Origin of the sequence: uncultured Campylobacter sp. (genome assembly GCF_938039245.1) — a bacterium.
GTDB lineage: Bacteria > Campylobacterota > Campylobacteria > Campylobacterales > Campylobacteraceae > Campylobacter_A.
In genome coordinates this window covers 15,473-36,197 of sequence record NZ_CALHVN010000032.1, presented here as the reverse complement: position 1 = coordinate 36,197, position 20,725 = coordinate 15,473, and the positions used below count along the sequence as shown (strand labels likewise).

Below are 20,725 nucleotides of genomic sequence, written 5' to 3'. Positions count from 1 at the left end.
CCTGCCTTGCCGCCTTTTAAGTTTGTTGCAATAGCAAATTTAACTATACATGAAAACCCAAACCCCCGCCTACGCCGTCATCGATCTAAAATCATTCTACGCCTCGGTCGAGTGCGTGGAGCGAGGGCTTGATCCCTTTGAGGCGAATTTAGTCGTCGCCGACGCCACTAGAGGCGAGGGTAGCGTGTGCCTGGCCGTTAGTCCCGCGCTAAAGGCTCTTGGCGTAAAAAACAGATGCAGGCTGTTTGAAATCCCTAAAAATATCAAATACATCATCGCTGCGCCCAGGATGCAGTTTTACATAGACTACGCGGCTAAAATCTACGGCATCTACCTAAAATACGTCGCCAAAGAGGACATCTACGTCTACTCCATCGACGAGGCCTTTATCGACCTTACCTCGTATCTAAAATTTTATAAACTAGAAGCAAAAGCCATGGCAAAGATGATAATGGACGACATCCTAAAAACTACTGGCGTAACGCCGACCTGCGGTATGGGGACGAATCTATATCTAGCCAAAATCGCCCTTGATATCCTAGCTAAGCACAGCGAGGATAATATCGCCTTTTTAGACGAAGCGCTCTATAAAGAAAAGCTCTGGACGCATCAGCCGCTAAATGATTTTTGGCGTATAGGCAAGCAAACTAGGGCCAAGCTTGAGCGATACGGGATATTTTGCATGAAGGATATGGCAAACGCGCCTTTTAGTCTGCTTGAAAGAGTGTTTGGCATCGACGCCTATATCGCGCTAGATCACGCAAACGGCATCGAGCCCACCACCATAGCCGATATCAAGGCCTATAAACCCTCAACCAAATCATACTTTAGCTCTGAAATTTTACCTAGAGACTACGAGAGGCTAGAGGCTCTAATCGTGCTAAAAGAGATGACCGATAGGCTAGCTCTAAAGATGATAAACGAGGAAGTGCGAGCTAGCGGGCTCACGATAAATATCAAATTCGCCGACAAAAACGAGCCCGCGCAAAGAGCCACGGTAAGGTTTAAAATGCCTAGCAATATCGCTAGCGTGCTCATGGAAGCAGCGCAGGAGCTATATCTAAAAAAGATAAAAAATGCAGGTCTCATCAGACAAATCGGCATATCGGCAAACGACGTCGTAAAGGAGAGCAAAACCGAAAGAAGCCTCTTTGAAGAAGAAAATGAAAAAGAAAAAACGGTGCTAAAAACCCTAAACAAGATAAAAGAAAAATACGGCAAAAACTCCATCCTAAGAGCTATCGACCTGCTACCAGAAGCCACCGGACGAGATAGAAATAAAAAGATAGGAGGGCACAAAAGCGGTGAATAAGGACAGAGCCAAAATCTTTAGCTCATTTAACCCTCTCTCTACTTTAGAAAAAGCCCTAAAAGCGCAGGAGCGAGAAAAGAGCGAAAAGCTAGATCTTGACGAATCAAAAATAGAAGAAATCCTAAATAAAATAAGCGAACTAAAGCCCGCCGACAAGGTAAAAATCACGTACCACGACGGGCAAGGCTACGCTAATATAGAGGGGTTAGTCTCAAACGTAAATCTAGCGGACGGGAGCCTAACGGTAGTAAAAACGAGGGTCAAATTTGACGATATTTACGCGGTTGAAGTCGTTTTATAAACGGCGATTTTATATTTATGCTTCGTAGGACCGCTTTTTGGAAGATGAAATAACTTTGAAATTTTATACAAGATACCGTTTAGTGCTTGCCGTGAGGTGCGAAGCGTTTGCGAGAATTTAGGCGCCGACAAAATATAGCTTTGAAGAAACAAGGGCGCTTTAAATGGCATTTGCGAAAGCTCGGCGCGCGGTTATAAAAAGCCCTTTTGGATAAATTCGCAGCCGAGCCTAAGAAGTGCTAAATTTATTGCCCAAGATAGCCTTAATAAAGCAACCGCTTAAACAAGAGGCATTTATCCGCAAGGATAAAACTAGCAAAAGGTAAACAGGCCGGCTCGGCGGCCAGGAGTTTGCGGATCTAGCGGCGGTAGGGCGAGATTTGCGCTTGGTTTCTGATTTTTGGATTTATTTTGAGCCGTTTAAATTTGCGAGATTAAGCCAAGCGCTAGGGTTAGCAAGAAGCGCTCTCCGGCATTAAATTTAGTCGCTCTAAATTTAAACAAACTAGGATGGGTGCCCGTAAATTTGGCCGTTTTGCGTCGCCTTTTTTGTGCTTAATAGGGCGCGGATTAACAGGGCGTCTTATGGATTTTTGCGGCTTTGCTAGATTAAATCCAAATTTGCGCTTCGTTGCGGCTTTGTTTTTGTGCGTCCGAGCGTTAAATTTACGGCCGAATTTAGGCGTATTTTTAAGGCGGAGTAAGGCTCCAAAAACCCGCCTTTCGTATCCGCAAAGGCTAAAACTCCGCTGAACTAGCGCCTGATTTTACTCCCAAAGCCTCCTTATCCAGATCAAAAATTCGTCCCTAGGTTCGTCGTCGTCCATATCTGCAGGCGTCGCGATCTCAAGCGCCGTTTGCGGGATCGTCGTTTTAAAGCGCTCACGCACCCACTGCTTAAACGGCTCGTTTGGATGTATGAAAAGCTCGTCTTCGTCGCTATTTGGCGGCGAGCTAAAAGCCTCGCTCCAGCATATCTCGTCGTATCCTATCGCAATTAGCCGTAAAAAATCAAGCCCGTTACGAGTCAAAACGCAAGTCATCGTCGAGCCCGAACCAGAACCCATATGTACGATCTTGGTTTCGCCCGCATCATCCATCCACAGCGCACACATCGAGCCGTCTTTGCCGCTACTTGCAAATACGCAAAGCCTATTTTTTATCTCTGCGTCTAGCTCGCGCTCCTTGCCGTAAAACCAGTAGCTAAGCCCCAGATCACTGCTCTCCGGCTCGCCGGCGAAAAACGAGATGTCCGTGCCGCCCTCGCGTTCATCATCGCTCCAGCTCTGCTTCAGCCGATCCTGCGGGTAGAGATAGCCGCGCCTGCGCCCATCCTCGTCGCTCGCAAAACCGTTTGCCTCTATCCACGTATAAAGCGCCTCAATCTCGCTTGGTACTCGCATACCCTGTGGCAACGCCTCGCGTAGCTGCTTTAGTAATAAATTTTCCATTTTTCTCCCTTGCGCGCGAATTTGCTAGGCGACTTTACGATTTTTCGGCTAATTTTAGGCATTTACCGCGCTATTATCTAGCCTTGGCAAACCCGTATTTTAAAAGCCCTCGCGCGTTAAATTTAGCTTTGTTTTGATTTTTAAATTTATAGCGCTTGCAGCGAGCCTTATTTTTGGCTCAAATAAAAGTCATAAAACCAAGCGCGCTCAAAATCCGCCGTTAAATTTTGCGTTTTACCGCGGCGCTACTCTTTGGCCTTGAGGCAAGCCCGCAAACCGCGCCGTAAAATCAAAATTTCGTTTTAAATTTCCCCGTTCCCGCCCTGGGTATCGCTAGATCAGCATTAGGTAGTTACATTGCGCATTTACGTTACCCTTATAAATTTACTGAAAATAAATCGTAAAAAGGGTGCGCCCGTTTCCGCGAGCGCTAGAGTTCCGTTATAGGGAAGGTTTCATGCTCGCCTCTTGCGATACTTACCCGAAATTTAAATTTAACGCTTTTAGCTTTCAATCAGATCGGTCTGCCAGTTCGCGCCTTGCAGCATCGTGTCAAGCTGCCTGATCTGCTTTGCTAGCTCATCCACCTGCTTTTGCAGTGCTGCGACGTCGACCGTGCTTAAAATTTTAATCTCACTGCGCGAATAAATTTCCACTTTTTGAGCAGCCTCCTGCGCAAAAGCCCGCAGCGCTCCCGCTTTTAGCGTGAGTACGTCGCGTTTGGCGATTAGCTCCGTTAGGCTCTTGCCGTCTGCCTTTGCGGTACAGTTGGTTAAATTTATCCGAACGATTAGCCGCTCAAGCTCGCTTGTGAGCGCGTCTAGCTCGGCTAGCAGCGCCTTTGGCTCTTCGCTGGGTTTCTCGCCCTCTTGCACCTTCGCGTTGTCCGCAAGCCTTGATTTTAGCTGCTCGATGCGTTTTTGTATGTCGGCGCGCAGTATCAGCGCCTCGGCTAGTTTCATTTTCGTCCTTTTTTCAAATTTATTTGCCGCGATTTAGCTGCCGATCTTGTCCGTAGCGCGGCGAATACGGGCCGTAGAGCAAGCAGTCTCGGCAGTCGGTGCTAAACAAAATCGCGTCCGCACGCGCCGATAGATCAAAGCTCGCGTCCGAGATTGAGTCGGCGATCTGTTTAACTAGCGCGGAGACTAGCATGCCGATGAGATCGCCTCCGCCTCCGCCCGAGTCGTTTGCAGCGGTGGCGCTTTTTTGCCAGAGTACGGCGCCCGTGTTTAGATCCACTAGAGTCGCCGCTACGCTCACGCGCGTTACGCTGTTAATGAGCATATACGAGGTGCCGTAGTCCGCGACGTTTAGATATAGCGCGGCATCAGCGCCAAATATCTGCTTAAGCTTGTGCGTAGAGATCTGCGCGATCTCTACGGCGTCGTATATGCCGTTGTTTTTAAAGGTTTCGTTTACGAGCGCGGGCGAAAATACGTAATACCCCGCCTCGCTAAGCGGATAGAGCGCGTTTGCCAGAACCGCTGCGGAGGCCTTTATCTCGGATGAGTCGCTGGCGGGCATCACAACGACGATCGAGCGAGGCTTGGTCTGTAAAAACGCGGAGTAGTCGTAGATCTGTGGCTGCGAGCCTGCGCACGCTCCCAAAAACAGCACCGCAAACGCGCCAAGAAGCGCTGATTTTATTTTATTTTTCATTTTGGCTTCCTTTTGCGGTCTTGCTAGTTTTGGCTTGTTTTACTTGCTTGTTTTTCAAATTTTGCTTGCTCGTTTGCTCGCCTAAATTTGAGCTTTTGTCGCTTAAATTCGGCTCGCTCGCGCCTGCTTTTTCCTTCGTCTGCTCGCCTAAATTTGCCTCAGTTTTGCCTGCCGCGCCCTTGGTTTTGCTATTTTGATTTAGCAAAAACATCGCGTAGTTGCGCGACTCGGGATAAAGCTCGGCTTCTTTTTCGACGTAGGCTTTAAATTTCGCCCTGTTTCCTTGCGAAAGATAGAGCAAACCTAGATGCGCGTGCAGTCCGGGCGGGACTTTGGCGGCTCTTTGATAGGCTTTTTGCAGGCTCTCCTCGAGTGCGACGATCTGTGCGCCTGCGTCGCCTTCTTCGGTTAGGTACTCGTAGACCGAGCTCGTGTAGGCGCCGTCCCAGTAGTATAGCTGTCTAGGCGAGTCGTCCGCGCAACCAGAGAGCAGCAGGGCGATGGCGGAGACGAACGCGAAATTTGCTAGAGTTTTAAAGCGCAAAATTTATCCTTATTTCGCGTTAAAAGCGCCGCTTTCAAGCCCGCGCGTTAGGTTGTTTACGGCCTCGATGATGGCTAGGCTTAGCACCTTGCCGTTTAGCGTCGAATCATACCCAGCACTTCCGCCAAAGCCCAGTACTTCGCGGTTTGAGAGCTCGTACTCGCCGGCACCTTGAGTAGAGTAGATCACCTCGGAGTTTTTCACGTCCACGACGTTAAGATTTACCTTCGCGTAGGCGGTTTGGGTTTTGCCTTTGCCAAGTATCCCAAAAAGCTGATGATCGCCCGTAGTTTTGCGGCCAAACTCCGTCACGTCGCCCATGATGACGTATCTTGCGCCCTTGATGTTTTGCGCCTCTTTGTTTAGCGCGCTTTCTTCTTTTATGGCGCGCATGTTGCTGCGGTCAAGCACCGAGAAGCGCCCGCTTTGCTGTAAATTTGAGATAAGGATGGTCTGCGCTTGGTTGCCTAGCCTGTCCTCGCCGTCTGAAAATACGCCGTTTTGGTATGATGACTGGTTGCTAAAGCGGCCGATAGAAACGGCGATCTTTTGTCCTTGATAGGCGGCGCTTGGAGTTTGGACTTTCGGCGTTTCGACTACGCGAGAACTCTCCGTCGCGCAGCCGGTTATGAGCATCGCGGCGCACGCGGCTAGTAAAAATTTTGCGTTCGTTTTCATATTGCTCCTTTAAATTTTGATTTGCGTTATTATCTTACTATTTTTAGCTTAAAAATTTTTAACCCGCCCAAAAACTTAAGCCGCTGCGTCCGCGGATCAAATTTGGCTATAAAATTTCCGCCTCTTTGTTTGCGTTTACCGAGCTTAGCACGATGCGGTCGCCGGGTTTTAGCTCGCTTAGATTTACGGTTTTGCCGTCCTTTTGCACTCGGACGAAATTTGAAATCTGCGCAAAAAACGACTCTTGCTGCGCGTATGCGGCGCGAGCTAGCTTGAGCGCGTTTTCGCACTTTAGCAGTTTAGTCTGCGCGGCGGCGTCTAAAACCTGTCTTAAATTTAGCAAAATTTGCTCTTTGCGAGCGATCTTTTGCGTGAGGCTCGCCTGAGAAAATCTCGCCCTCATCATCGCTAGAGCGTTAAATTTACGCTCCCAAACGCGCATAAAGGCCGCGTCCGTCGCCTCGCTTAATCTGTCTATGCTTTGCATTAGCTCGCCGGCATCTGGCAGTAGCGCAGCCATCGCAGCGCTTGGGGTTGGAGCGCGAAAGTCCGCCGCAAAATCGCTGATGACGTAATCAATCTCGTGTCCGACGGCCGATATCACGGGCGTGCGCGCCGCGTAGATCTCGCGGGCTAAATTTTCGTCGTTAAAGCACCACAGATCCTCTCTGCTGCCGCCTCCGCGCGCCAGCACGATCGCATCCGCGCCGCTTGCGTCCGCTCTTTTTAGGGCGCGTATGAGCGAGGCGGGCGCGGTTTCGCCCTGCGTTAGCGAGTCAAAAACTAAAATTTCCGATAGCGTCCAGCGCTGCGAAGCGATACGCAGCATATCTTGCAACGCGGCGGAGGTTTTTGACGTGATGAGCGCGATCCTGCGAGGAAATTTAGGTAGCGGTTTTTTGCGCGAGATATCAAAAAGCCCTTCGGCCCCAAGCCGCGCTTTTAGCTGTTTAAAGGCAAGCTCTAGCTCGCCTTCGCCGCTTGGGCGTATGAGAGTTGCGATAAACTGATAGCTGCCGCTTGGCGAGTAGAGCGAAATTTTACCGTAGAGAGCGACCTTCATACCGTCTGCGACGTCAAATTTGAGCTTGGCGGCGTTAAATTTATAAATGACCGCCGAGATCGCGGCTTTTTCGTCTTTTAGCGTGAAGTACCAGTGTCCCGAGCCGTGTTTGACGAGTCGCGAGATCTCGCCCCCTACCTCGACGTAGGAAAACGTCGTCTCAAGAAGCGTTTTGGCCTGCTCGTTTAGCTCGCTGACGCTTAGCACTCACGGGCCTTTTGCGCGATGAAAAGAGTAGAAATATCCATCGAAAAGCTCTTGCAAAGGCGCATCTCAAAGCCCGCGCTAGCGAGCTCGTCCGCAAAGCTTTTAGCGTCTAAAAAGCCCTCGATCGAGCTTGGCAGGTACTCGTAGGCTTCTTGGTTTTTGGAGATAAAGCCGCCTATTTTAGGCAAAATTTTACCTAGATAAAAGTCGCGAGCGCCCGCTAAAAGCCCGCTTTTTTTGCGTTTGGTAAACTCTAGCACTACGACATATCCGCCCATTTTTAGCACTCTGTTAAACTCTCTTAGCGCGGCCCCCCTTTCGACCACGTTTCTGATGCCGTAGCTGATGCTTAGCACGTCCATCGAGCCGCTATCAAGCGTCGTTTGCGTCGCTAACGCCTCGATAAATTTAAACTCGGGGAATTTCTGTTTGGCGACCGCGAGCATGCCGCTTGAGGGATCGACGCCGATAAGATTTTCGATTTTTACGTTAAACTCGCCAGCCGTCTTTTGCCAAAAGCCCATCATATCGCCCGTGCCGCATGCGACGTCTACGATATTTACGCTTGAGTCTTTGAAATTTGACAAAACCGTTTTGCACGCGATTTTACGCCAGCTCACGTCCGCGCCCATGCTCAGCACGCGGTTTGCCAGGTCGTAGGTAGGCGCGATGTCGTTAAACATCTGAACTATTTTTTCTTGTTTTTCCATTTTTTTCTCTTTAGATATAGTAGATTTTTAAGCCGTGCGAAAGCTTTGTTAGGCTTTTTAAAATTTTAGGCTTTGAGTCTAAAATTTCGCTTCTTAGCTCGTAGATTTTTTTGTAAATTTTAGCTTGGAGTTTATCTATGCGCTTTTGCTCGGCGCCGCTTTTTACGTGCGCTAGCAGGCCTAGCCAGACGTCGGTGTCTTGTAGCGAGCCAAAGGTTTCTTGTAAAATTTTGCTCTTTTTAAAGCATTTTTTGGCTGCAGCAAAATCAAAGCCGCCGCCGAAAATCTCGCTTAAGTATCTCAGCCTTTTTATCTCGATGCGGCACTTGTGAAACTGCGCGTTCTCGGTGGTTTGGCTCAAATTTGAGAGAGATTTTTTAAGGCGTAAAATTTGAGCTCGCATGGATTTTGCCGCGAGTTTTTTTATCGGCGCGTCTCCTAGCTCGCCTTTAAAAAAGTCGCTTCCCTCGCGTAAAAATACCTCCCAGTCGTGCAAAATTTCGTTCGCTTCGTCGCTTTGTAGCTCGGCTTGGACGCTTTTGGCTAGGGTTTTGCTTAAATTTTCTAGCTCGCTAGCTAGCCCTTCAAAGCCTTTTTGTTTTTGTAAAAACTCGCAAAATACGTCTATATCGCGCTTTTGGTTAGTTAGCTCGGCTAGTTTTTTAAAATTTAGCAGAAAATAACAAGCCGTTTTTTGGTCAAAAACTGGAGTGAAAATTTTGAGTAAAGATCGGGTTTTGCGCAAATTTATACGGATCTGATGTAGCGCCTCGGCATCGCTAGAGCTTGCGTACTCGTTTAGGTGTTTGCTAAGCAGCATAAAGATCTGAAAAAACACCGTCCGCATTGCGTCCATCGCGCCGATGTAGCTTGGTAAATTTAGCTCCAGCCCCGGACTGTTTTGTAAAATCTCAATGCTCTTTTGTGCGTCAAATTCGCCCTGCGGCAAGCCAAAAAGCGCTAAATTTTTATTTTTATAGCGCTCATCATCCGTTACCTCGCTGATTACGTGCGCGGCGATAAACTCAGGCGGGTTAAACTCCGTCGCCTCGCGCTCGCTAGCAAACTCGGCCTCAAAAGTAACAAGTCCTTCTAAAGCGCCGTGAAAAATATCGACGTTGCAAGCAATGCTGTCAAGCCGAAATAAAAATCTCGTCTTTTTTATTGGAGCGGCGACTGCGTTTTTTAGGGCTTTTTTAAAGCTTTTGGCGTCCGTTTCGCTCTCATTTTCCTCGCGCGCTAGGCCGACGCCCGATTTTTGCGTGATCGTAAAAACACCCGAAGCCTCGCGAAATCTAATCTCCTCAAGCGGAGTGATTTTGACGTAAATTTGCGTCACTTCTTTTTGCTCGGTGCCGATATCGCGGGCCTTTAGCTCGCTTATGACGGCGGCGTCACGCAGGATAAATTTACGCTCGATCTCTATCAAATTTCGCTCCTTAATATGAAAAATTGTATCAAAAGGTAGCTTAAAGTGTAAAATTTGCGTGCTTTTGCCGCCGACCTTGCGACGCGAAATGATTTTTTAACGCAAATAACGCTAAAATCAGCTCAAATTTGAAAGGAGTTTGGATGAATAGAAAGCTAAATTTTAGTGCGGGCCCTTCGGCTCTGCCTCTTAGCGTGCTTGAGCGCGCGCAAAACGAGCTCACCGACTATCAGGGCAAGGGCTTTTCGATAATGGAAATCAGCCACCGAAGCAAGATTTTTGAAGAGGTGCACTACGGCGCGATGACAAAGGCGCGCGAACTATACGGCATAGGCGAAGAGTATGACGTGCTATTTTTGCAAGGCGGCGCACATTTGCAGTTTGCGATGATACCGCTAAATTTAGCCGCCCAAGGCGTCGCGCAGTATGCCGATACGGGCGTCTGGACGAGCAAAGCGATCAAAGAGGCCGCAAACGTCGGCGCAAGATACGAAGTGGTCGCTAGCAGCAAAGAGACCTCCTATGACCGCATCCCCGAGGTCAAATTTGACGGCGACGCCGCATACGGCTACGTCTGCACGAACAACACCATCTACGGCACGCAGTACCGCGAGCTGCCTCGCTCCAAAGCTCCGCTAGTCGTCGATGCGTCGAGCGATTTTTTCTCGCGACCGGTTGATTTCACGGACGTGGGGCTGCTATACGGCGGCGCGCAGAAAAATGCCGGCCCAAGCGGCGTAACCGTCGTCATCATCCGCAAGGATCTGCTAGAGCGAGCCTGCATGGAGCGCACTCCGACGATGCTTCGCTACGATACGCACGCTAGCGCTGCGTCGCTATACAACACGCCGCCGACCTTTGGCATATATCTGCTAAATTTGACGCTGGGCTGGGTGCAAGAGCAGGGCGGTCTAACGGGCGTAAACCGGATCAACGAGCAAAAGGCGGCGCTGCTTTACGGCGCGATCGACGGTTCTGGCGGCTTTTACAAAGGTCACGCGCAAAAAGATAGCCGCTCGCTGATGAACGTTAGCTTTACCATCGCAAACCGCGAGCTAGAGGCGGCCTTTATCTCCGAGTCCGAAAACGCGGGCATGCTGGGTCTAAAAGGGCACCGTCACGTAGGCGGCATCAGAGCCTCGATATATAACGCCGTGAGTATCGAAAACGTGCAGACTTTGGCTGAGTTTATGAAAGAATTTGCTAGGAAAAACGGGTAAATTTGACTAGACGCGCCGCACGAATTTGGCTTTACTCCGGGTAAATTTAAACTCGGGGTTTTAAATTCGGGGTGCGTCAAATTTGGCTTTTTGCTCAAATTTAAGCGACTTTGACTTGAGGACGGCCGCTTAAATTTGCTTTGAGTTTGCGGCGAGCTTATCTAAATTTGCCGAGTTAAATTTAGCTCTCTCGCCTTTTGTTATCCATTTTAAATTTAACTGCGTGAAGCGAAATTTGGAGAAAATTTGAAAAACTACGACGAAAATCCGATAATCATAAACGATTACGGCGCGCTGTTTTTGGCGGGATGGTATATTATTCTTTGACTCGATTCTCGTTTTTGTATTTGCTTTTAGCGACTACGGGCTTTTATATCGCATTTATCTTATTGCTTTGCCCGCATCTTTTTTATTATTCTGCCTATACAATACATACGTTTTCGCGCCGCGAGTTTTTAAACAAAAACCGAGCTTTTTTAGATTTTCTAGCGAGCAAATTTATCATATAGAGTATGTCTACGTAAACAAAGTAGAGAGCGAGGAGAAAATCACCCTCGTAAAAGACGTGGAAAAGGTCTATTTTTGCGTTATCAGCGAGCTTGATAGCAGATACGGCAGATTTCACTTTTTTACCCCGTATCAGCTCTATAAAAAGTCCTCTATCGGCGTGCATTTTAACAAAACGAAAGACTTTATAAGATATCTTTTAGTTTATCTGATATTTGCGCTGCCGTTTAAAATCTATAAACTCAAAAAATCGGGCGAACCGCTGTGGTTGCTGCGTAAAAATTTCGTTATCAGGATGAAAAATAGAAATTATTTTTTGGTAAATTGCTATAGCAGAGATGATTATTTTGAGCTGTTACGGTATTTTCAGGCGAACAAAATTCCTGTGGAGAACAAGACGAAATTTATGCCGCAAGCTCAAAGGTCTGCGATATTTTTCGAGGACAAACACGAGGTTTGGAGCGACGATCCAAACGATACGGAAATACCAAAAGACGACTGGAGACGTAAGATGAGGCGGTTTTTTAGTTTAGAGTAAATTAGGCTTGAGTTTTTTGTCAAATTTACGTATAAATTTACTTTTAGTTCGCCACTAAATTTTAACTACGTTTAGCTAAATTTACATATCTATTTTTAAAAGTAAACGCGCAGGCGAGAGGATTTTTGAAATTAAAAAGTATTTAATTAAGCAAAAAACTATTTTATAAATGTATAATAAATAAAAAATAGGAAGAAATATGGAAAAAGAAAAATACGAAGAAAACGTAGAGTATGAATTTGACGAGGAATACGATAAGGAACTATACGACGTGATGCGTATAGAGACTGCCGACGGTAGCGGAGCATATATAGAGATAGTCATGCCCAAAACGCTTCTTAGCGTGAAACGTACTAAATATATCGGCGGGGCATTTGAGATTTTGTTTTAAATCGTTATGCTTAGCGCATCTATTTATTTGATGTTAATCGGTAATAATTATTCGTTTATCGGTATATTAGGTATTTTTTATTTTATAAAAATTTACTTTTATTCGTATTTTATAAAAAAGATATCCTGCTACGATACTTTTTTAAGTATTTATTATTTGTTTAGAGAAAGAAGCGTAGATTATGAAAAAATAAAATACGTTAAAATTATAAATAAATATATGATTATAAAAACCGTCGATTCCGTATTTTATTTTGCAAGAGTTAATTTATCGTTATTTAATGCTGGCGATATTAAAAATTTGGAAGAGTTTTTAATCAACAAAAACGTAAAGATAATGAAGTGATAAATTTAAGCGTAGATGTGCCGACAAAAGGCGAAAAGTTTCTTAGATTTGCGATGTTTATGGTTCATATCGCATTTTCACTTTTTGTGGCGCGGTTGGTCGCTGCGTGCTATTTGTATCATAGTTTTGCGCCGAATTTGCCGGTGCCTATGGGCGTTTTGAGCGAAATTTTAGCCGGCGTATTGATCGGTATCGCGATATTTCCGTCTCAATTTTACTCCGTAAAGCTTGATTTTTGGGGAACGCCTAGATATGCGAATTTTAGTTTTAGTAAATTCATAATTGTAATCTTCGTTTCTCCTATCGTATTCGGATTTTTATTTGATATTGGGCTTTTATTAAAAATAATAATATTTATAAAGCATTATATAGACCGCTTTGTTATTTTCGTAGATAACGAATGCGTCGCAAGCACCGTTCGATTGCTTGAGGCGGCAGTAGTTACGATATTTACCGTCAAATATTTAATATATTATTTTTTGATTATATTTTTTTACTGCATATTGTTAAGTATAAATTTAATTATTCGCCTTCAAATGCTATGAAAGTTTAAATTTAGCCTAGAGTAGCCGTTTGCAGTCTTTTCTCGCGCCTGTGCCTTAGGATTTGAAAGGCCTCAAATGCGAGTTTGGCCGCCAAAACCGCGATAAAAATATGTCTAAAGGCATAAATTTTGCCTAAAATTTTATGTTTTTTAACGAGTTTTAGCGCGAGCGATTTAAATGTCTGCATGGGCTTTGATTTTAACTCGCCGACTAACTTATCTTTTAGCTCGCAAAGCAAGGCTAAAGCGACGTCTTTTGCGTATTCTCGTATCTTGGGCGAGGAGCGTTTTAGCGTTTGCAATTTTTGCGCGGCGCCGTAAATTTCATCTAGTTTTCGCATAAAATTTTGCCGCGCGTCTTTGCCCTTTAGTATTTTTTCGCCGGCTTGGCTTATCTCGTATATCCCGCGTCCTGTTTTTACGACTAGTCTTTGCGGCGGCGGCAAATTTAAAATAGCTGCGCTTGCGGCTAACGCATTTATGAGCGCGTCGGCTTTGCTTTGCGAGGCGTTTATGCTTTTTGCTAAAAACGCCGTTATTTCCTTTCTGCTCGCCTTTTTTCTATCGTTTAAAAACTGCGCCGTTAAAAATAATCCTTGATAATCCATTGCAAAAACTCTCATATTATATTAAATTGAGAATTATACTTAAAATATATCAAAATAAAATAAAATCTGAAAATATTTTGGTTTTATCACGGTAAAATTAAATTAAGGCTTGTTTTGTCTTAAGGTTACGAAACGGCAAACGGATTTGGGCCGCATTGCCGCTTTAAAGCCCGTAAAATAAGAAAAGACGAGTTTTCGCGGCGGTTTGTTATAATTGGGATTTACGGTGCGCGGCAGCTATAAATTAACGGCAAAATACCGTAAGCATCCGTTTTAAGCTTACTTTTTAGCGCGCAAATACGCAAAATCAAGGCGGTAAAATCGTTAAATTTTCATCCGAGTAGATAAATTTAGGCTATTTCGCGCTTGGTGTGGATGAAAATCATAAAACATTGCGCGCGTACGAGCCGTGCAAGCAAACTGGCACAAACCGCCGCATAGTAAATTTGGCTGCGATTAATAGCAAAAATCTTACAAAGAGCGTTTTGGCGAAGCTGCGGGACTTTAAAGAGCAATATCTAGAGTTAAAAATCGCTTGGGCGCCTAGATTTGCGGCGTTTATAAATTTAGCCGCTAGCAAACGAAAAATCGCCGTTATACAAGCTAAATTTAGCTCAAAAAACAAGCCAAATCTTAAAAATAAAACCACATCGCTGCGCGTCCCCTAGCTAAATTTAGCTCAAAAATAGCCAAATCAGCGCGCAATTTATCTACCGCTTAAATCGCGTCTTTGAATCGCCGCCAAAGGCCTTTTGCAAGCAAAATTTAGCTTTTACCGCAAGAGCTAGTTTTACGGCTCTGCTTGCTTTAGGCGCGCTACGAGGGTAAATTTAAGCCAAAAAAGCGTCTTTATTAATGCGCTTAAATTTACGTCTAGCCTTTTTTACTTGCGGTAGATTAAAGCTCAAAGTTCGGTTCTAGTGTCGATGGTTTTGGCTAAGCGACCGCAAGCTAAGGCAAAACGCGTTAAATGTGGCTTGCGATTAAGCCGCCAAATTTAGTCGGTAGGTTGCTTTTGTGGATGATTTTAAAACCCAAAGCCCTTAAATTTGGCTTGCGATTTTAAACTATCTCGCGCATTTTTAAATTTAATCCGCAAAATTTAACGCGGGCGCGCAGCTTTAATCTAAATGCGTAAATTTAATTTACGAAAAACTCCTGCGCAGGCTCTTTACTCTCAAAGGGCTTCACGCAAATTTCGCGCTCGCTGACTTTAGCTCGCACTGCCGCGTCTTTATCGGCTCTAGTGTAGGCAAGTGCCAGCCGCACGGCAAACTCAAGATCAGCCTCGCTAAATTTAGCGTCCACGAGGCTAGTCGCGCCCACGATATCGCCGTCAAATTTGATCTGCGTAAATTTTGGATTATTTAGGGCTAGCAGTTTGGCGTTGTCGTTCTCGTCGCGGCCGATGACCATTTTGGTACCGTTTGCCAGGCGCAGATGCCGTCCGATGCGCAGCAGCTGCATATCCGCGCTAGTCATATTGGGGTCAAATTTGATGAAATCTTTGATTTTATTCGCAAAGCTCTCGATCGTGAGCAAGCACCCGCCGCCTGGCGTCTCAAATTCGCTAAAGCCGAATTCCTTGGCAAGCGCGAGCTGCCTTTTGCGGTCGCGTCCGCTGATGCCCAGCAGCTTGCTACGATCGACCCAGCCTTCGCGCTCTGGCTTTGTGGGCTTCATCAGCTGCGCGGACATCGGGCGCAAGATTAGGTCGTCCTCGTCGCCTGCGGCGTTTTTGACCTGCGCCATCGCGTCGCGCCTCTGACTCATCGGACGCTGGCCGATCACCTCGCCCGTAGCGATAAAGCTAGCGCCCTCCGCGCTCATCATCGCAAGCGCCGTTTTAAACATATATCCGTGGCAGTCGATGCAGGGGTTAAAGTGCTTGCCGTAGCCGTGCTTTGGCGTAAAAAGCACCTCGCGCAGGTATTCGTTTCTGATATCTACGATCTTAAACTCGGCTCCGGCTTCGTTCGCGCGGCGGCGTAAAATTTCCGCCTTTTTCTCGTCGCCGCTAAAGCCGATGTCGATGTGGATCGCCGTAACTTCGATGCCTTGGCTGGTTAAAAGCTTGATAGAGATCATACTATCAAGCCCGCCGCTAAATAAAACTAACGCTTTCATTTTTTAAGTTCCTTTAAAATTTCGTCGATTTTTTTTAGTATCGGTTGCTTTTCTTCTAGCGAGATTTGCGACGCCGAATACTTTTTGTATAAATTTTTGTAAAATCTTGTTTTAAAAAATTTTAGATTTTGTAAAATTTCCTCCTCGTTTTTAAATGCCTCGTATTTTTCAAACATCACCTCGCGCACGGACGGATCGTTCGCGTCCGCTCCCGCTGCTATCGCTTCGTAGACTGCCCTGTGGCGCGCGAAATAATCGGGCTTTAAATTTTCTAAAATAAATTTTTTTAGACTCTGGTTTTCTATCATTGTTTTTAAAATTTGGATTTCTAGCGGGTCTTTGCGTCCCGAGTTTGCGCGGAAATTTTGCGTTTCGTAGCCCTGCGCGTTTTGCTCAGTCCCGCCGTAGCCTTGCTGCACCACCGAATTTGATCTGCGAGAGAGGCGAAACGACCCCTCGGCTATCTTTAAAATTTTAGCCACGAGCGGCGCGTAGGAGTTTGCGACGACGGGTTTTAGACTCGCCGTAAAGGCCTGGATCGCTTCTAGCGCCTTTTGCTTTTGCACGGGGCGCGATAGATCAAAGCCGCTAGCTAGATGCCTGATGTAAAATTCGCCGATCTCCGTGCCGCTTTCAAAAATTTGCCGCAGATACTCTATCTTGCCTGCGACGACCATATCGGCGGGATCTGCGCCGCCCTCAATAATGACGACGCTACCGTCGATTTCGTTTTGCGCGAGCAGCAGAGCGGACTTCGTCGCGGCGTTTATACCCGCGTCGTCGCCGTCAAAACACAAAATAACGCTAATCTCGCCGCGTTTTAAAAGCGGCAGGTGCTTGGTCGTGAGCGCGGTTCCAAGCACGGCTACGGCGTTGCTAAAGCCAGCCTTATGCAACATGATGACATCCATGTAGCCTTCGGTGATGATGATTTGATTTTTGGTAAAAATTTCGCGCTTTGCCAGGTGATAGCCGTAAAAAAGCGTGGACTTGTCAAAAACCGCGGACTGGGGCGAATTTACGTATTTTGCGGGGTTTCCGCTGATCGTGCGTCCGCCAAAGCCCACGAGCCGTCCCGCGTGCGTATAGATAGGAAATGTGATGCGGTTTATGAAGCTAGCGTAGATGCCGTTTTCGTTTTGCTTTACGATGCCGACTTCTAGGGCTTCTTTGGGCTCGATTTGATCGTTTTGCAGTAGCCTTATCGTCTGTGCACTCTCGGGCGCGAAACCTAGTTCAAATTTATCTATTAGCTCGTCCGTGATACCGCGCGAATATAAATACTCGATGGCTGCTGGCGTTTTATATAGCAGCGAGCGGTAAAAGGCGTTTGCGTTTTCTAAGATGTGCTTGTTTTCCTTCGCCGGTTCGCCGCCGCGCACGTAGTTTAGCGTGAAATTTTGCAGTCCCGCGATCTTTTCGACGGCTTCGGGGTAGCTTAGCTTTTCGTAGTCCATCACGAATTTGATCGCGTCGCCGCCTGCTTTGCACGAAAAGCAGTGAAATATTCCGCGCGACGGGCTCACGCTCATGCTCGGGTTTTTATCGTCGTGAAACGGACATACGCACACGAAGTTCGCGCCGCTTTTTTTTAGCGGCAGATAGTGCCCGACTATATCGACGATATCGGTTTGCGCTTTTAGTCTTTCTATTGATTTTGGATCGATCATAAGCGAGATTATACAATCGTTTTGCTATAATCGGCGTTAAATTTGACTTTAGAAAGCGGCATTTTGGATATATTTTTTATCGAATTTAGAGACCCGATTTTCGGCCTCGTGGTGCTAGTCGCCGCAGTGCTCGTGATCGCCGTTTTTAGCTATGCGTGGGGCGTTTTTAAGAGCAAGGACGAAAAGGCGGAGATCGCGGGATTTTTGAAAAAATTCGGCAAATCTCAAGGCCTGAGCGACGAAAACAAGCAGCTTTTGATAAACTCGGGCGCAGATACGGCTACGATGTGCTTTTTGGCTGGGACGTTTTCAAAAAGCGGGTATTTTGAAAAGGCTATCAACGTCTATGCCGTAGCTTTAGAGCGGGCTAAAAACCGAGCGGCAAAGGAGCAAATTTTTACCGATCTTGGTCAGACTTATTTTAAGGCGGGCTTTTTAGAGCGCGCAAAAAGCGTCTTTTTAGAGGCGCTAAAAATCTCTCCGCGAAATCAAATCGCGCTAAAATCGCTAACGATAATTTTCGAAAAACTAAAAGACTACGAGGGCGCGCTACAGGCCTTGGACGCGCTGCAGGAGCTCGGCGAGGGCGTGAGAGCGCAGACGGCCTACATAAAGGCGCTGCAAATTTTAGCGGATAAAAGCAGGGACGAAGCGGCTAAAATCGGCGAAATTTTAGCCCTAAAGGACGAATTTGCGCTTGTGCGGCGCATGGCGATGGAGAGGTTAAATCTAAACGGTTCGGGGCTTAAGGATTTTAGCGATTTCCCGCCGTTATGGGACGTTTTGGATTTGGTTTATTATCAAAATACGCCCGTAAATTTAACCGACCCCGAGTATAAGAGCCTATTTTTCATCAAAGGTATGAGCGACGAAGACGGCGCGCCGCTGGGCTTTGAGCTAGAGGTTTTAAAGAGACTAAAAGCGGCAAACTACGACAAGGCCGCGCTTAGCTTTAACTACGTTTGCAAGAGCTGCAAAAACGCCTTTCCGATGCATTTTTACCGCTGTCCGATGTGTAGCGAGCTAGGCAGCGTGCAAATTTTGCCCCACATCACGGAAAAACCCGATGAAAACAGTATGCCTTTTTAGCGACGGCTCGTGCCTGGATAACCCGGGGCCGGGCGGCTGGGCGTACATCCTAGAGTACGGCGAGCACAAAAAAACGGCAAGCGGCGGCGAGGCGCACACGACGAATAATCAAATGGAACTGCGCGCTGCGATCGAGGGACTAAAAGCGCTAAAGCAGCCCTGCCGCGTAAAGCTCTACACCGATAGCTCATACGTCGCAAACGCCGTAAATGCGTGGCTAGAGGGCTGGGTCAAAAAAAGCTTTAAAAACGTAAAAAACGTCCCGCTGTGGCAGGAGTATCTAAGCGCAAGCGAGCCGCACGAGGTCGAAGCGATCTGGGTCAAAGGCCACGCCGGGCACCCGCAAAACGAGCTTTGCGACGAGATGGCGCGCGAGCAAGCCGTAAAGATAAAAAATAGCTTAAAAGGCGAATAATGCGAAATTTGGAAGAGAAATTAGGATATAAATTTAAAGACGAAAAGCTGCTAAAAACCGCGCTCACGCACAAAAGCGTAAAAGGCGGCGCAAACAACGAAAGGCTCGAGTTTTTGGGCGATGCGGTGATGGATCTGGTGATCGGGGATTATCTTTTTCACAAATTTTCGCGCCTAAGCGAGGGAGATCTTAGCAAACTAAGAGCCGCGCTCGTAAATGAAAAAAGCTTCGCCGAGCTGGCTAAATATCTAAATTTGGGCCAACTCATCAACATCTCGCCGGCAGAGGAGCACAACGGCGGACGGCTAAAAGCCTCGATACTCTCGGACGCTTTCGAGGCGCTGATGGGCGCGATCTACCTAGAAAGCGGCTTTGACGCCGTGCGCGCGGCCAGCCTAAAAGCCTTTGAGAGATGCTACCCCGATATAAATTTCGAGCGCATGGTAAAAGACTACAAAACCGCACTGCAAGAGCTAACCCAAGCGCGCTTTGCGCAGATACCAAAATACGTGCTGGTCGGCTCAAAAGGCCCCGATCACAAGAAAGAATTTGAGATTGCACTAATACTAAACGAGCGCGAGATCTCGCGAGCCGCAGGCAAGAGCAAAAAAGAAGCCGAGCAAAAAGCCGCCAAAACCGCGCTTGAGATTTTAGGAGAGAGCAAGTGAACACTTTCGGACGCAAACTAACGCTAACGACGTTCGGCGAGAGTCACGGAGCGGCGATAGGCGGCGTGCTAGACGGCTTTCCCGCAGGCGTGCGTATCGATTTAAATTTTATCCAAAGCGAGCTTGACAAACGAAAGCCGGGCGGCTCGAAATTTGCGACGGCAAGGAGCGAAGGCGACCGCGTAGAGATTTTAAGCGGCGTGTTTGATGGCGTGAGCACAGGCACTCCGATCGGTTTTATCATCAGAAACGAAAATCAAAAATCGGGCGATTACGAAAATTTACGCGAACTCTTTCGTCCGGGGCATGCCGACTACGCCTACTACCGTAAATACGGCATCCGCGACCACAGAGGCGGCGGACGCAGCTCGGCTAGAGAGACGGCCGTGCGCGTGGCGGGCGGCGCGATAGCTCAAATTTTGCTGGGCGAATTTGGCGTCAGCGTGCAAAGCGGCGTGGCTAGCGTGGGCGAAATTTCGTGCGGCGAGCGGTTAGACTTTGATCTCGCGGTGCGATCGGAGATATTTTCTCTGGGTAACGAAGAGGCGATGAAAGAGGAAATCCTAAAAGCCAAGCAGGGGCACGATAGCGTCGGAGCTAGCGTCTTGACGGTGATCCGCGGCGCGCCGGCGGGGCTTGGCGAGGGGCTATACTATAAATTTGACGCGGCAATCGCAGCTGTGATGATGGGCATAAACGGCGTCAAAGCCGTAGAAATCGGCGAAGGCGTGAACGCGAGCAAGATGCGCGGCAGCAAAAATAACGACTCGATGGGTGCGATGTATGCGGGCGTAAATTCGGGCGCGGATAACTCTACTCTTGAGGGCGCGAGCGAGCTAGCAAATTTAAACGGCGGCAAATTTGACAAATGTAAAAGCGAGGCGGACGGCGAGGCTTGCCGCGGCTCAAATTCAAACGAAAAATTCGGCTTTGCCTCAAACCACGCGGGCGGAACGCTGGGCGGTATGACTAGCGGGCAAGAGGTCGTGATAAAAACGCATTTTAAGCCCACTCCGTCGATATTTTTATCTCAGTCGACGCAAAACGTGCGCGGGCAGGATACCCTCTGCGAGCTACGCGGGCGGCACGATCCGTGTATCGGCGTGCGTGGCAGCGTCGTAGCTACCGCGATGGCTAGACTGGTGACGGCTGATATGCTGCTTTTAAATTTGAGCGCAAATCTTGCGAATTTAAAGAAAATTTACGGATAGTTAGACCGAACCGCGCCGCAAACGAAGCGGAGCGAA

22 protein-coding genes are annotated in these 20,725 nt (G+C 47.3%); 11 read left to right on the top strand and 11 right to left on the bottom strand.

Annotated features, from left to right (window positions below):
* Positions 1 to 49: 49 nt before the first annotated feature.
* Both Q0218_RS05805 and Q0218_RS05800 read left to right on the top strand, forming a co-directional pair.
* On the top strand, positions 50 to 1,312 hold the full coding sequence (locus Q0218_RS05805) for a DNA repair protein (protein ID WP_297967384.1): 1,263 nt from the start codon (positions 50 to 52) through the stop codon (positions 1,310 to 1,312).
* On the top strand, positions 1,305 to 1,613 hold the full coding sequence (locus Q0218_RS05800) for a YolD-like family protein (protein ID WP_297967382.1): 309 nt from the start codon (positions 1,305 to 1,307) through the stop codon (positions 1,611 to 1,613). Before Q0218_RS05805 ends, Q0218_RS05800 begins: the two co-directional genes overlap by 8 nt.
* 766 nt (positions 1,614 to 2,379) lie before the next feature.
* Here the strand turns inward: Q0218_RS05800 and Q0218_RS05795 are convergent.
* The 8 genes from Q0218_RS05795 to Q0218_RS05760 all read right to left on the bottom strand — a co-directional run bounded on the left by Q0218_RS05795 (position 2,380) and on the right by Q0218_RS05760 (position 9,356).
* The gene (locus Q0218_RS05795) at positions 2,380 to 3,063 is read right to left on the bottom strand and encodes an SMI1/KNR4 family protein (protein WP_297967379.1); all 684 of its coding nucleotides are present in this window, start codon (positions 3,061 to 3,063) and stop codon (positions 2,380 to 2,382) included.
* 503 nt (positions 3,064 to 3,566) lie between these two features.
* Positions 3,567 to 4,025 carry a DIP1984 family protein gene (locus Q0218_RS05790; protein WP_297967377.1) on the bottom strand — a complete coding sequence of 153 codons (459 nt, stop codon included), beginning with the start codon at positions 4,023 to 4,025 and terminating at the stop codon, positions 3,567 to 3,569.
* A 19-nt stretch (positions 4,026 to 4,044) separates the two neighbouring features.
* Complete coding sequence (locus tag Q0218_RS05785; RefSeq protein WP_297967375.1) at positions 4,045 to 4,725, bottom strand: GNA1162 family protein; 681 nt, start codon at positions 4,723 to 4,725, stop codon at positions 4,045 to 4,047.
* The gene (locus tag Q0218_RS05780) at positions 4,715 to 5,269 is read right to left on the bottom strand and encodes a DUF4810 domain-containing protein (RefSeq protein ID WP_297967373.1); all 555 of its coding nucleotides are present in this window, start codon (positions 5,267 to 5,269) and stop codon (positions 4,715 to 4,717) included. Before Q0218_RS05780 ends, Q0218_RS05785 begins: the two co-directional genes overlap by 11 nt.
* A 9-nt stretch (positions 5,270 to 5,278) precedes the next feature.
* Positions 5,279 to 5,947: a CsgG/HfaB family protein gene (locus Q0218_RS05775; RefSeq protein ID WP_297967371.1), complete on the bottom strand. Its 669-nt coding sequence runs from the start codon at positions 5,945 to 5,947 to the stop codon at positions 5,279 to 5,281.
* A 106-nt stretch (positions 5,948 to 6,053) separates the two neighbouring features.
* Positions 6,054 to 7,217 carry an exodeoxyribonuclease VII large subunit gene (xseA, locus tag Q0218_RS05770; RefSeq protein ID WP_297967369.1) on the bottom strand — a complete coding sequence of 388 codons (1,164 nt, stop codon included), beginning with the start codon at positions 7,215 to 7,217 and terminating at the stop codon, positions 6,054 to 6,056.
* Positions 7,211 to 7,927 (bottom strand): bifunctional demethylmenaquinone methyltransferase/2-methoxy-6-polyprenyl-1,4-benzoquinol methylase UbiE, encoded by a 717-nt coding sequence (ubiE, locus tag Q0218_RS05765; protein WP_297967366.1) that lies wholly within the window; start codon positions 7,925 to 7,927, stop codon positions 7,211 to 7,213. The genes xseA and ubiE overlap by 7 nt, the downstream gene beginning before the upstream one ends.
* 10 nt (positions 7,928 to 7,937) lie before the next feature.
* Positions 7,938 to 9,356 (bottom strand): CHAD domain-containing protein, encoded by a 1,419-nt coding sequence (locus Q0218_RS05760; RefSeq protein ID WP_297967363.1) that lies wholly within the window; start codon positions 9,354 to 9,356, stop codon positions 7,938 to 7,940.
* A 143-nt stretch (positions 9,357 to 9,499) separates the two neighbouring features.
* On the opposite strand from Q0218_RS05760, the gene serC reads away from it, so the two are divergent.
* The 4 genes from serC to Q0218_RS05740 all read left to right on the top strand — a co-directional run bounded on the left by serC (position 9,500) and on the right by Q0218_RS05740 (position 12,902).
* Positions 9,500 to 10,576, top strand: coding sequence for a 3-phosphoserine/phosphohydroxythreonine transaminase (gene serC, locus Q0218_RS05755; RefSeq protein WP_297967361.1), 1,077 nt, complete (start codon positions 9,500 to 9,502; stop codon positions 10,574 to 10,576).
* A gap of 394 nt (positions 10,577 to 10,970) precedes the next feature.
* A complete protein-coding gene (locus Q0218_RS05750; protein WP_297967359.1) occupies positions 10,971 to 11,621 on the top strand; it encodes a hypothetical protein in 651 nt (216 codons plus the stop codon).
* A 199-nt stretch (positions 11,622 to 11,820) separates the two neighbouring features.
* Entirely contained in the window at positions 11,821 to 12,012 is a 192-nt protein-coding gene (locus Q0218_RS05745) for a hypothetical protein (RefSeq protein WP_297967356.1), read from the top strand.
* 341 nt (positions 12,013 to 12,353) lie between these two features.
* Positions 12,354 to 12,902 (top strand): hypothetical protein, encoded by a 549-nt coding sequence (locus tag Q0218_RS05740; RefSeq protein WP_297967354.1) that lies wholly within the window; start codon positions 12,354 to 12,356, stop codon positions 12,900 to 12,902.
* A gap of 10 nt (positions 12,903 to 12,912) precedes the next feature.
* Here the strand turns inward: Q0218_RS05740 and Q0218_RS05735 are convergent, their stop codons facing one another.
* Complete coding sequence (locus Q0218_RS05735) at positions 12,913 to 13,509, bottom strand: restriction endonuclease (protein ID WP_297967352.1); 597 nt, start codon at positions 13,507 to 13,509, stop codon at positions 12,913 to 12,915.
* A gap of 371 nt (positions 13,510 to 13,880) precedes the next feature.
* On the opposite strand from Q0218_RS05735, the gene Q0218_RS05730 reads away from it, so the two are divergent.
* A complete protein-coding gene (locus tag Q0218_RS05730) occupies positions 13,881 to 14,177 on the top strand; it encodes a hypothetical protein (protein WP_297967349.1) in 297 nt (98 codons plus the stop codon).
* A gap of 472 nt (positions 14,178 to 14,649) precedes the next feature.
* Here the strand turns inward: Q0218_RS05730 and Q0218_RS05725 are convergent, their stop codons facing one another.
* Positions 14,650 to 15,636, bottom strand: a complete 987-nt coding sequence (locus tag Q0218_RS05725) for an argininosuccinate synthase domain-containing protein (RefSeq protein WP_297967348.1) — start codon at positions 15,634 to 15,636, stop codon at positions 14,650 to 14,652.
* Positions 15,633 to 17,306 (bottom strand): DNA primase, encoded by a 1,674-nt coding sequence (gene dnaG / locus Q0218_RS05720; protein WP_297967346.1) that lies wholly within the window; start codon positions 17,304 to 17,306, stop codon positions 15,633 to 15,635. Before dnaG ends, Q0218_RS05725 begins: the two co-directional genes overlap by 4 nt.
* Before the next feature lie 42 nt (positions 17,307 to 17,348).
* On the opposite strand from dnaG, the gene Q0218_RS05715 reads away from it, so the two are divergent.
* Genes Q0218_RS05715 through aroC form a run of 4 tightly spaced genes read left to right on the top strand, consistent with a single transcriptional unit; the run spans position 17,349 to position 20,689 of the window.
* Entirely contained in the window at positions 17,349 to 18,395 is a 1,047-nt protein-coding gene (locus Q0218_RS05715) for a hypothetical protein (protein WP_297967344.1), read from the top strand.
* Complete coding sequence (gene rnhA / locus Q0218_RS05710) at positions 18,373 to 18,810, top strand: ribonuclease HI (RefSeq protein WP_297967342.1); 438 nt, start codon at positions 18,373 to 18,375, stop codon at positions 18,808 to 18,810. The genes Q0218_RS05715 and rnhA overlap by 23 nt, the downstream gene beginning before the upstream one ends.
* Positions 18,810 to 19,478, top strand: coding sequence for a ribonuclease III (gene rnc, locus Q0218_RS05705; RefSeq protein WP_297967339.1), 669 nt, complete (start codon positions 18,810 to 18,812; stop codon positions 19,476 to 19,478). Before rnhA ends, rnc begins: the two co-directional genes overlap by 1 nt.
* Positions 19,475 to 20,689: a chorismate synthase gene (gene aroC, locus Q0218_RS05700; protein WP_297967337.1), complete on the top strand. Its 1,215-nt coding sequence runs from the start codon at positions 19,475 to 19,477 to the stop codon at positions 20,687 to 20,689. The genes rnc and aroC overlap by 4 nt, the downstream gene beginning before the upstream one ends.
* Positions 20,690 to 20,725: the final 36 nt, after the last annotated feature.

Excerpts from the sequence above, each read along its gene's own strand:
- Q0218_RS05735 (WP_297967352.1), bottom strand. The coding sequence starts at position 13,509 with ATGGATTATCAAGGATTATTTTTAACGGCGCAGTTTTTAAACGATAGA.
- Q0218_RS05795 (WP_297967379.1), bottom strand. The coding sequence starts at position 3,063 with ATGGAAAATTTATTACTAAAGCAGCTACGCGAGGCGTTGCCACAGGGT.
- ubiE (WP_297967366.1), bottom strand. The coding sequence starts at position 7,927 with ATGGAAAAACAAGAAAAAATAGTTCAGATGTTTAACGACATCGCGCCT.
- Q0218_RS05775 (WP_297967371.1), bottom strand. The coding sequence starts at position 5,947 with ATGAAAACGAACGCAAAATTTTTACTAGCCGCGTGCGCCGCGATGCTC.
- Q0218_RS05805 (WP_297967384.1), top strand. The coding sequence starts at position 50 with ATGAAAACCCAAACCCCCGCCTACGCCGTCATCGATCTAAAATCATTC.
- dnaG (WP_297967346.1), bottom strand. The coding sequence starts at position 17,306 with ATGATCGATCCAAAATCAATAGAAAGACTAAAAGCGCAAACCGATATC.
- Q0218_RS05790 (WP_297967377.1), bottom strand. The coding sequence starts at position 4,025 with ATGAAACTAGCCGAGGCGCTGATACTGCGCGCCGACATACAAAAACGC.
- rnc (WP_297967339.1), top strand. The coding sequence starts at position 18,810 with ATGCGAAATTTGGAAGAGAAATTAGGATATAAATTTAAAGACGAAAAG.
- Q0218_RS05725 (WP_297967348.1), bottom strand. The coding sequence starts at position 15,636 with ATGAAAGCGTTAGTTTTATTTAGCGGCGGGCTTGATAGTATGATCTCT.
- serC (WP_297967361.1), top strand. The coding sequence starts at position 9,500 with ATGAATAGAAAGCTAAATTTTAGTGCGGGCCCTTCGGCTCTGCCTCTT.
- Q0218_RS05745 (WP_297967356.1), top strand. The coding sequence starts at position 11,821 with ATGGAAAAAGAAAAATACGAAGAAAACGTAGAGTATGAATTTGACGAG.
- Q0218_RS05785 (WP_297967375.1), bottom strand. The coding sequence starts at position 4,725 with ATGAAAAATAAAATAAAATCAGCGCTTCTTGGCGCGTTTGCGGTGCTG.
- rnhA (WP_297967342.1), top strand. The coding sequence starts at position 18,373 with ATGAAAACAGTATGCCTTTTTAGCGACGGCTCGTGCCTGGATAACCCG.